Origin of the sequence: Haematospirillum sp. H4485 (genome assembly GCF_012102745.1) — a bacterium.
GTDB lineage: Bacteria > Pseudomonadota > Alphaproteobacteria > Rhodospirillales > Rhodospirillaceae > Haematospirillum.
In genome coordinates, this window is the sequence record NZ_JAAVSY010000012.1 from 23321 (window position 1) to 34163 (window position 10843).

Genomic DNA, 10843 nt, shown 5'->3' on the forward strand with positions numbered 1-10843 from the left:
ATACCTGCCGTTACTCTATGCAAGACGGGAACATTGAAATGCGAACAATCGCAAACTAGATTCAACCTATTGTTTTCAAGCACGATACTCATTCCGCCGGAGCCATGATGCCACGCCAGACCATTCATATTCTTCTTGCCTTGGCCCTGCTCCTGGCCGGCTATGTCTGGTGGGCAGGAAAAGAAAGACGATCCGCAGACAACGCCCGGGCCGCACGCCCTGTACCAGTGCTGACCGCCATAGCCGACACCCGTTCTGTGCCTTACCTTTTCTCAGCTCCAGGCACAGCCCTTCCGGTTGCCCGCGTTGATCTCCGGACCCGTGTTGAAAGCGTGGTCGAGGCTATCCATTTTTCCGAAGGACAAGAAGTCCGGCAGGGAGAGCTGCTGTTCACCCTGGATGACCGTTCCCTGAAAGCAGAACTAGCCGAAGCCGAAGCCAACCTGGCCCGTGACCGGGCACAACTGGGCAAGGCACAGGGCGATGCCCGCCGTTACGCCGACCTGGTCCGTCACCAGGCCACATCGCGCCAGGCCTATGAAGCCGCCATTGCCGGAGTTGATGCCCTGCAGGCAACGGTCAATGCCGGCATGGCTGCCATTGAAAGCGCACGGGTTGCCCTGGACCATACCCGGATTGTTGCTCCGATGGGCGGCTATACGGGGGCTGTTTCCGTGCGACCCGGGTCCAGCGTCCGTCCATCGGACACCGATCCCTTGGTAACGGTGACCGCCATTCGCCCGATAGAGGTATCCTTCAACCTGCCGGAATCTCTTCTGGGGATCGTTCGATATGGCCAGGGCCGTGCACCCCTGGATGTTGTTGCCACGACCCCGCAGGACTCATCCTCCCCGGTCACCGGCAAGCTGGTGTTTATTGACAACAAAGTCGACCGTCAGTCCGGCACTATCATGCTCAAAGCCCGGTTCCCCAATGAAGAGACACAGCTGTGGCCCGGACAGCTGGTCAGTATCACCTTGACCCTGCGCGTGGACCACGATGCCCTGACCATTCCGGATACGGCTGTCCTGACAAGCCAGGGAGGGCCGTATGTTTTTGTGGTCAGTGCAGACAAAACGGTAGCAGCTCGCCCCGTCAATGTCGCACGTAGTCTTGATGGTCTTGCTGTTATAGACAAGGGCCTGAGCGCCGGTGAACGTGTTGTCATACAGGGGGCATCGCGGTTGGTGGAAGGATCTGCGGTCTTCGAGCAGGATCCGGATAAGCCGGATAACGGGAAGGCTGCACCATGAACATATCCGAACTGTTCATACGCCGCCCGGTCATGACGGTTCTGCTGTCGCTAAGTGTCGTCTTGGCCGGGCTGGCTGCGTGGCGGCAGCTTCCGGTCGCAGCCCTTCCCAATGTGGATTTCCCCGTCATCAGTGTCAGCGCATCCCTGCCCGGTGCCAGCCCTGAAACCATGGCCGTATCCGTTGCAGCCATCCTGGAGCGTGAGTTTTCCACCATCGCAGGCATCCGCACTATCACCTCCAGCTCCCGGAATGGCAGCACCAGCCTGTCGGTGGAATTCGTCCTCGACCGCAATATTGATGCGGCCGCCCAGGATATCCAGGCGGCCATATCCAGGGCCCAGCGCCGCCTGCCAGACGATATGACAACACCGCCGACCTGGCGCAAGGTCAATCCGGCAGACTCCCCGATTGCCATTCTGGCCCTGTCCTCACCGCTGGTCGGCTTGCCCGATATCAACGAGTATGCAGAGTCCGTTGTACAGCCGCGTATTTCTGCCCTGCCTGGGGTGGCACAGGTTCTGGTTTATGGCTCGCAGAAATATGCTGTCCGGATCAAGGCTGACCCTGATGCCCTGTCCGCACGGAACTTGACTCTTGATGATCTGCAAACAGCGGTCGCCGCAGCCAATGCGAATACTCCTGTCGGCATTCTGTCCGGAGATTCCCGACAGCTGGTTCTGACGTCCAACGACCAACTCCCTGATGCAAAAGCCTTCGGGAACCTGATCCTTGCGGTTCGCAAAGGAGCACCCATTCGCCTTGGCGATGTGGCCACAGTCAGCAACAGCGTGGAAAACGATCGCGCCGCCAGCTGGCATAATGACAACCGGGCCATTGTTCTGGCCGTTCAAAGACAACCCGACGCCAATACCGTGCAGGTTGTTGACGATATACAAAGGCTCCTCCCGGATCTGCGCACACGGCTCCCCCCATCGGTATCAATTGATATTGTCAGCGACAGGGCCCAATCCATCCGTGAAGCGGTGGATGATGTCCAGTTCACCCTGCTTCTGATCATCATCCTGGTCATTCTGGTCATTTTCCTGTTCCTGCGCCGGACCACGGCCACCATCATTCCCGCCGTAGCCGTCCCCCTGTCCCTTCTGGGCACAGCAGGAGGCATGCACCTTATGGGGTTTTCCATCGACAACATCTCACTTCTGGCTCTGACCCTTTCGGTTGGTCTGGTCGTGGATGATGCCATTGTGATGCTGGAAAATATTGTCCGTCATATCGAAGCCGGAATACCGCCCTTCGAAGCCGCCCTGAAAGGTTCACGCGAAATCGGGTTTACCATTGTCTCCATCACCTTGTCCCTGGTGGCTGTCTTTATTCCCATCCTTCTGATGGGCGGTGTACTGGGGCGTTTGTTCCATGAATTTGCTGTCGTCGTGACCATGGCCTTGGTTATATCGGCCCTGGTATCCCTGACACTGACACCTTTTCTATGTTCCCGCCTGCTGACACGCCATGACCTGGAGCGCGAGGAAAGCCCGCTGGGGCAAACCTTGTCCCGTGCACTGGACTGGATGGAAGCCGGCTATGCCCGGTCCCTGTCGTGGTGCCTGCAGCATCACCGCCTGACCGCAGGCGTTGCCGCAGCAACCGTAATCCTGACGCTGGTTCTGTTTGTCACGATTCCCAAGGGCTTCTTCCCCGAAGAAGATATCGGGCAATTTGTCGCCATTACAGAAGCATCAAAAGACATCGCCTTCCCGGCCATGGTCACAGCCCATTCCCGCATTGCCCAGATTGTACGCGCCCATCCTGCTGTCAGCGGGGTAACATCCGCTGTCGGGGGCGGAGCAACAACGGCCATAAATTCCGGCCGCCTGTTCGTCAGTCTGCGCCCACGCGGTGAACGGCCCCCCATACAAACCGTTATTGCGGAACTGCGGCGTCAGGTTGCGCGTGAGGTTGGTATCTCCGTCTTCATGGTTCCAACCCAGAACTTGCGGCTGGGGGGACGAACATCCAAAAGCCAGTATCAATACACGATCCAGGCCCTGGACAGTACAGAGCTGTATGCATGGTCCGCACGCCTGGAAGAAGCCATGCGTGCAGACCCGCATATGGTTGATGTTGCCAGTGATCTGGAACTGTCCAACCCACAGGTTTTTGTCAACATAGATCGGGACAAGGCAGCCCTGCTGGGGATCCGGGTTGATGCTGTTCGTGCGGCGCTCTACAGCGCCTTTGGACAGAGGCAAATTTCCACCATTTACACTGACAGCAACGACTATGCCGTCATCCTGGAACTGGAGCCACGCTTCCAGCAAGACGAAAGCAGCCTGTCACGCATTCATGTACGCGCCAATGGCGGGGAGCTGGTCCCACTGGGGGCTTTTTCGACACTGGAACGAACATCCGGCCCCATGAGCGTTAACCGTCAGGGGCAAACCCCGGCGGTCACACTCTCGTTCAATCTTGCACAGGGTGCTGCACTGGGGGATGCCGTTACGGCCATCCGGGCCCTGGAACAAACCCTTGGTCTTCCAGCCTCGGTCAGCACCAGTTTTTCAGGGACGGCAGAAATATTCCGGGAGTCCATGCAGAACCAAACCCTTCTTCTGGGCGCGGCGATTCTCGTTATCTATGCCGTTCTGGGCATACTGTACGAAAGCTACATTCACCCACTGACAATCTTGTCCGGCCTGCCCTCGGCTTCGGTCGGGGCCTTGGCAACGTTGATGCTTTTCAATGTCGAATTGAGCGTTATTGCCATGATCGGTCTCTTGATGCTGATCGGGATCGTCAAGAAAAACGCCATCATGATGATTGATTTCGCGCTGGACGCCCGACGTATCGAGGGGCTTTCTGCCCGCGATGCCATCGAAAATGCCTGCCTGATACGGTTCCGCCCGATCATGATGACCACTATGACAGCGATTGTCGGCACCTTGCCCATTGCCGCAGCCTATGGCGCCGCCGCTGAACTGCGGCAACCGCTGGGGCTTGCCGTTGTCGGTGGCTTGATTGTTTCCCAGGCACTGACCCTATACATCACCCCGGTTATCTATCTGTATATGGAACGGCTTCGGACCGGATGGACTGCATACAACACAAAGGCATAATTCTCATTAATCTCTGCCAGTTATAATGGCGTGTTCTCGTGGTTGGAAAAAAAGTACGGGTAGTATTCCGACACAATCAAGGCAGCGGTTTCAATATGATCTTAAGATTCTGACAGATCCGGCACCACCGCATCATAACTGATGTAACTTTACGTTCGCCGGACCAAGAGGCCATGTCATAATAAACTGAATAGGGGAGCAATAGCCTTGCATACGTGCAGCGTATGACATGGGGATTGGGGGCCTTCTTTATGCTCCAAGGATACTGTTGCGCATGAAGGATTTATTTTCTGATCTGGATCTGCATCAACAAAGAATTGCTCTTCTGTCTGAAGATGGCGGTGAAGTGTCATACCACGACCTTTCTATTCAGACTGACTTCTGGGCAAATGCCGTTGCAGGGCGCAGCCTTGTCCTGACTCTGTGCCAGAATTGCCCGGAAGCTGTTATTGCGTATATCGGGCTGATGCGCGCAAATTCCGTACCAGCCTTGGTGCATCACTCCGTATCACAGCACCATCTTGTAGACATTACGAACCGCCTGAACCCGGGTTACATCCTCTGTCCACTGGATCATGCATCAGCCTTCGGGCACACCAGGATCGTACAACAAAGAAACGGCTATGTCCTGATGCACCGGGGAGAAAGCCCCGCAATGCACGATCAACTGTCCCTTCTTCTCACAACATCAGGATCAACAGGAAGCCGGTCTTTCGTCCGGATTTCACGCAATAATATCCTTAGTAATGCGGCATCAATTGCACAATCTCTCGACCTCAAAGAGTCTGACCGTGCGATCACCACAATGCCCTTCAGCTACAGCTACGGACTGTCAATCATTCATTCCCATCTTCTTGTCGGCGCATCTGTTTTTGTGACAGAGAACGCGGTGGTTACACCTGCTTTCTGGCATGCCGTACAGGAGCATCGCGTCACAAACTTTGGTGGCGTGCCGTTTATTTACCAGACATTGAAGCGTCTGCGCCTTGACACGATGGACTTACCCGCCTTGCGTCTGCTGACACAGGCCGGGGGACGTATGGATCCAGACGATATCCAGTCATTTGTACAGTCATGCGCAAGAAACGACAGACAGTTCCGGGTCATGTATGGACAGACGGAGGCAACTGCGCGCATGTCCTGCGTCCCTTGGGATGCCATGCCATCCAAGGGACATACCATCGGTATTCCGATCCCCGGGGGAAGCATGTTCCTGATTGATGAAGCCGGGAATCCGATACAGGAACCGGAACAGCCAGGCGAGCTTGTCTATCAAGGCCCCAATGTCTCACTTGGCTTGGCACAATCTGCAAATGACCTGACCTTGGGAGATTGCCACAAAGGGACCTTGCACACAGGGGATATCGCCTGCCGCGACAGTGATGGATTCCTGCGTATTATCGGGCGCAAGAAGCGATTCCTGAAAATATTCGGGCACAGGGTCAGCCTGGACGAAACAGAGCATCTTCTGGAAAAGGCCGGCTATCACGCTGCATGCAGTGGCCATGACGATAGACTATGTGTTTTTATTACAGACGCGGACAAGGCTAGGGATGTAGCCGCATTCCTGCAATCTGTAACAAGCCTGCATCACAAGGGGATCTTCGTTCATGCAGTCCCCGCATTTCCCCGTCTCGAGTCAGGGAAAACGGATTATTCCACCCTTATGAGCCAGGCTGTGCCATGATCACACCCTTGCCCCTTGATACTTTCTTTGACGAACCACCCTACGGACTGGCTCGTCCGCAAAGAGAGACCCTCTTTCTGGAACGCATGTCGTGGTTGACACACCATCATATGCAACACTGCCCGTCTTACAAAAAAATGATGGCTTTCTTCCCGGACCAGACGGAAAAGCATCCCTCTCTGGAGCACATTCCCTTCTTGCCGGTTCGCCTCTTCAAGGAACTGGATCTGAAAAGTGTTCCCCGGAACCAGGTCCAGAAGACCCTGCTGTCATCAGGAACAACCGGTCATACACGTTCGCGCATTGCTCTTGATCATGCTGAAATCATACGACAAACGAAAGTCCTTACCCACATTACAGTGAATTTTACGGGGCTGGAACGGATGCCCATGCTGATCATCGACTCACAATCCGCACAAAGGGGTGCGGATGCATTATCAGCGCGCACAGCAGCTACAACCGGATTTTCACTCTTTGGGCGCCCCATCACGTATGCCCTGGACAAACAGGGAATGACCGATCTGAATGCCCTGAAGGACTTTGAAGCCCGTTATGGTAACCAGCCTGTTTTTGTCTTTGGCCTCACCTTCCTTGTATTCTCAAAATTTCTGAAGTGCCTTGAGGAACAGGGTATGCGCCTTGATCTGGGGAAAAGTATCCTGATCCATGGTGGTGGGTGGAAGAAGATGGCCGACCAACAGATCAGCGCCAGGGCATTTCGTGCACTGGCTGAGAAAACAACCGGTATCCGTTCTGTCCATAATTACTATGGTCTTGTCGAACAAACAGGCTCCATCTTTCTTGAATGTGAGCAACACTATCTGCATCCGTCCCTGTTCTCGGATGTCCTGGTGCGGAATGCGCATCTTGAGCCGTGCGCATCAAACGAACGGGGTTTGCTTCAGCTCTTTTCCGCTTTGCCCGAAAGCTATCCCGGTCATAGTCTTTTGACAGAAGATGAAGCCACGATTCTTGGGGAAGATGATTGTCCGTGCGGGAGAAAGGGGAAATATTTTGTTGTACATGGACGAGTCCAGGACGCTGAAGCCAGAGGATGCAGCGATACCCTTTCTTGATGAGGGATCTACCGTTGATCTGCTGGCCGGGAATCGTGACCTGCATGACACGTGTCTTCCACCATTCGCACCGCCTGTCTGCGAATTCCTCGGCGCCTTGTCAAAGGCCCTGCGTCTTGATCCGCAAGCCAAGAAGAAACCCGACCTGCAAACGTTTGCTTTCTGGTGTCGGCCTGCAGGCATCAAGGCCTCACAGAAACTCTGCAATGATTCCAGACTACGCCTTGGGCGCGGCCTGACACTACACATTGCACCCGGCAATATTCCCGTCAACACAGCCTTCTCGCTAGCCTTTGGCCTGTTGGCCGGTAACGTGAACATCGTGCGGGCTCCGTCACGCCCATTTGAAGAGATCGATATCCTGTGCCGCATTCTGAATGATGTTGTCAGCGTATCTCCATATCAAGACATGGCCAGGCGCTTTGCCATCGTCCGTTATGCAAGGGATCTGGATTTAACCGCCACACTGTCACGTGTCTGTGCAGCCCGCATGATCTGGGGCGGCGATTCAACTGTCACGCACATCCGGTCCCTGCCGACACGACCGGACTGCGTTGATGTTGTATTCCCTGATCGCCTGTCCCTGTGCATCATGGATTCCGATGCCGTTGCCAAGCTGGAAGACGATGATCTGGCTGCACTTGCCCGTGCGTTCTTCAACGACGCATACACAATGGACCAGAACGCATGCTCTTCCCCCCGTTATGTCATCTGGTGCGGCAAAGGAAGAGGTCCACAGCGTTTCTGGAATGCCCTTGAACATCACATAACAGACAGGTCATACACACTGCGCGCCGAACAGGCTGTCAGCAAAGCCACCTCTGTCCTGAAAGCCCTGGCGATACGCCCGGACATCCAGGCGGTCCAGCCGTACGGCATTACCCTTTCTGTACTGGACCTGCCAACCGTTCCCCTGTGCTTTGAGACAGAAAGCGGTCGAGGTGGCTTCTTCTTCCAGACGCACATTCATCACCTTGATGATCTTGCCCCGTCCTTGTCCCCGAAAGTACAGACCTTAACGTACTTCGGCATCACACCATCGGCCATGCAGGAATGGGCCCTGCGCCATGGTATCTGCGGGATAAGCCGCATTGTGCCTGTCGGGCAGGCCCTGGACATGGATGTGCTCTGGGATGGTTTCAATATTGTGGCAGAGCTCTCACGCATTGTTCACGTGAGATAAAGACCGCAGCGAACGGTTCCGGTCAGAGCATCCCTTGGTCCTGGGGCATGCAGGACGCTGTCAGAAACTTGGACCGAAACGGTCGCACTCAATCACAAAAATACCCGCCCCCAGTCGCGACCGGCCTGGACGCCCGGGCAACCCGTCAGCACCCCAAAGTCCGTCACATCCCCGACGCCCGGGAGCAATACCGGGCAGTGCTCTTCCCCCCGCACCACCAAGCCCCGGCAATCCACCCGAACCCGGTGAACCACCCGGCCCCCCCAAAGACGGCAAAGAGAGGGACCGGATCACCGTTCCCACCGGAACCTGGACAAAAATATTGGATGACAGCCCACCGTTTCCGCCTTGTCCGCCATGACCGCCACGCCCCCCGTGACCACCGGCACCCCCGTCCCCGGAAGGCCGCAAGACACGGAGAGACTTGATGCCGTTACCACCCTGCCCACCGTTACCACCGCGCCCTCCCTGCCCGCCGCTCCCCCCTGGAGCACCAGACCCAGCACAGGAAAAGATACGCAGGGGACGAGAGTCACACCCCACCAACCGCGCAATCCGTATATCGGCTACCTTGCACATGCCACCATTACGGCCACGCACACCATGGCCTCCGTCCAGACCGGACCCACCATCCCCGGCATGACACTGCGCGGGAACATGAACCGGGACCGGACCAAAGAGAGATCCCTCGACCTCGACAGACATACCAGGAACACCGTCATCCCCGGGTAACCCGTCAACACCAGGGCATCCTGTATTGGGACTCAGCTGCCGGTCTACCGAGAAAGGCGTTGGCAGAACCGCAATATCGTACCTGTCCTCGGCGACGTCCTGCCAGGAGCTGACCGGATCAACACGTTCCAGCGTGCCGCACACCAGAAACAAGACATTGCCTGAAACGGTAATCCTGGCCCCCTCCTCCAGGACCAGGTGATCAACGTGCACAAAGACATACAGCTCTTCCATGTAATCAAGGCCGGGCCACTGTCCATGACGGACACTGACATCCCAGATCTCACCTTGGGCAAGTCGCTTGTAGGAAAGACGGATCACCTTGACATGCAGGGGCAGATGGTTGGCAAGCCCGGCACGGTCCGCTTCATGCAGCCTGCCATCCGCGATCGCATATTCCTCGCCACGGTCATGCATCCCCTGGGGAAGGCGCTGGCGCGCTTCAATCCCGCGATAGAACAATGCACTCTTGCGTACACGGACCGCATGATCCGGCGAGCCAAACAAACGACGCGCCGTCTCCAGATCCGGCACTGTGACAAAATGGGTTCCGATCGGCCAGTCCTCCCCGGGGCGGGGAAGGACCGACAGATCGTAATCCGAAGACTCAGTGGTCACCACCATGCGTATAACCGTACCGTCTACAGACTGTTAATATAAATGTTCCCGGGATTACCCTGACGAATCCCCGCCTTGCCGGGCTGACCGGGCTTGCCATTGTTGCCACGCGCACCACCTGCTCCGTTGGCAGAATGCTTCCCGCCAGCGCCGCCATTTCCAGCACGGCCGCCAGCACCACCCAGGCCACCGGCACCACCAATGCCGGCATGGGCAATATCAGCAACCCCGACAACACTGGATACCGCTTCGGCAGGAACCTTTATGAACACATCACCACCATCGACAGCATCGCCGCCCTGACCACCGTTCCCACCATCGCCGCCATTGCCGCCACGACCACCGTCGCCGCCATCAGTGCCTTCACAGCCGGAATCACAACCACAGCCCCCGTTTCCACCCTGCTGTCCGGCACCGCCGTCTCCACCACGACCGCCGGCACCACCGGCCCCGGAACGCGTGAAGACAACCAGCTTTTCTCCTTCCGGATTATCAAACGCATAGAATGTCAGATTGGCCTGCAGGCTGGGGCGTCCGGTTCCACCGAGATTTCCATCCTGCCCATCCCCGCCATTGGATCCGTTGCTGCCAAGACCGCCAGGCCCGACACCTGTGCAGATCCCCGGAGACGCAGGCTGGACATCCTTGCCGGATGCAGCCTGATTGGAAGGCGTATCACCATGGGCACCATCCATGCCAGTGACACCGTCTGTACCAAGAATACCGATATGATAGGGCTTGGTTCCCGTACCTTCACGGAAAGCCACCTTGCGGGCATTGATTGTAAGAACCGTGTTCAGGGCCGTAATGGATCCACCGGCAAACGTTAATGTTCCCACGTTCAGCAAAACAGGTGCCGAAGCGGGACCATAAACGATATCGGTTGTCACCGTCATGTCCTCAACAGCTATCTTGCTGGCCTGGATCGGGAATATCTTCTCGGCAAAAGCCTTGTCATGAGGTGCCAGTTTACCGGCGCCGTAGACAAAGTTGCTGAGGCGGACCAGACATCCGTCATCATCGGTACCGGCAAGGGCATTCCCATGCAGACACGAAAGATGCTGCGTATGGGCCTCGCGCTGTGCATCGGTCAGATCCCCTGCGAACAGGGTTTTATATTCTTCCAGGGACGCAACCTGGACCGGGATCTTTGCTGCTGGGCAAACGGCCGGTTTCTCTTCAACATCAGAAAGGCTCATACCTGTCATCTCCTGTAT

7 protein-coding genes are annotated in these 10843 nt (G+C 56.4%); 5 read left to right on the plus strand and 2 right to left on the minus strand.

The genetic code is table 11. The features are described from left to right. Window positions 1-104: 104 nt before the first annotated feature. The 5 genes from HEQ61_RS09180 (at window position 105) to HEQ61_RS09200 (ending at window position 8276) form a co-directional block, all read left to right on the plus strand. Entirely contained in the window at window positions 105-1253 is a 1149-nt protein-coding gene (locus HEQ61_RS09180; protein ID WP_168021025.1) for an efflux RND transporter periplasmic adaptor subunit, read from the plus strand. Next, window positions 1250-4330: an efflux RND transporter permease subunit gene (locus tag HEQ61_RS09185; RefSeq protein ID WP_168021023.1), complete on the plus strand. Its 3081-nt coding sequence runs from the start codon at window positions 1250-1252 to the stop codon at window positions 4328-4330. The genes HEQ61_RS09180 and HEQ61_RS09185 overlap by 4 nt, the downstream gene beginning before the upstream one ends. Window positions 4331-4604: 274 nt before the next feature. After that, the gene (locus tag HEQ61_RS09190; protein ID WP_168021021.1) at window positions 4605-6017 is read left to right on the plus strand and encodes an AMP-binding protein; all 1413 of its coding nucleotides are present in this window, start codon (window positions 4605-4607) and stop codon (window positions 6015-6017) included. Beyond that, the gene (locus HEQ61_RS09195) at window positions 6014-7093 is read left to right on the plus strand and encodes an acyl-protein synthetase (protein ID WP_168021019.1); all 1080 of its coding nucleotides are present in this window, start codon (window positions 6014-6016) and stop codon (window positions 7091-7093) included. Before HEQ61_RS09190 ends, HEQ61_RS09195 begins: the two co-directional genes overlap by 4 nt. Further along, the gene (locus HEQ61_RS09200; protein ID WP_168021017.1) at window positions 7041-8276 is read left to right on the plus strand and encodes an acyl-CoA reductase; all 1236 of its coding nucleotides are present in this window, start codon (window positions 7041-7043) and stop codon (window positions 8274-8276) included. The genes HEQ61_RS09195 and HEQ61_RS09200 overlap by 53 nt, the downstream gene beginning before the upstream one ends. 60 nt (window positions 8277-8336) lie before the next feature. On the opposite strand, the gene HEQ61_RS11420 is transcribed toward HEQ61_RS09200, so the two are convergent. Next, the gene (locus tag HEQ61_RS11420) at window positions 8337-9632 is read right to left on the minus strand and encodes a hypothetical protein (protein ID WP_168021015.1); all 1296 of its coding nucleotides are present in this window, start codon (window positions 9630-9632) and stop codon (window positions 8337-8339) included. A 17-nt stretch (window positions 9633-9649) separates the two neighbouring features. Then, on the minus strand, window positions 9650-10825 hold the full coding sequence (locus HEQ61_RS09210) for a hypothetical protein (RefSeq protein WP_168020981.1): 1176 nt from the start codon (window positions 10823-10825) through the stop codon (window positions 9650-9652). Between the last annotated feature and the right edge of the window lie 18 nt (window positions 10826-10843).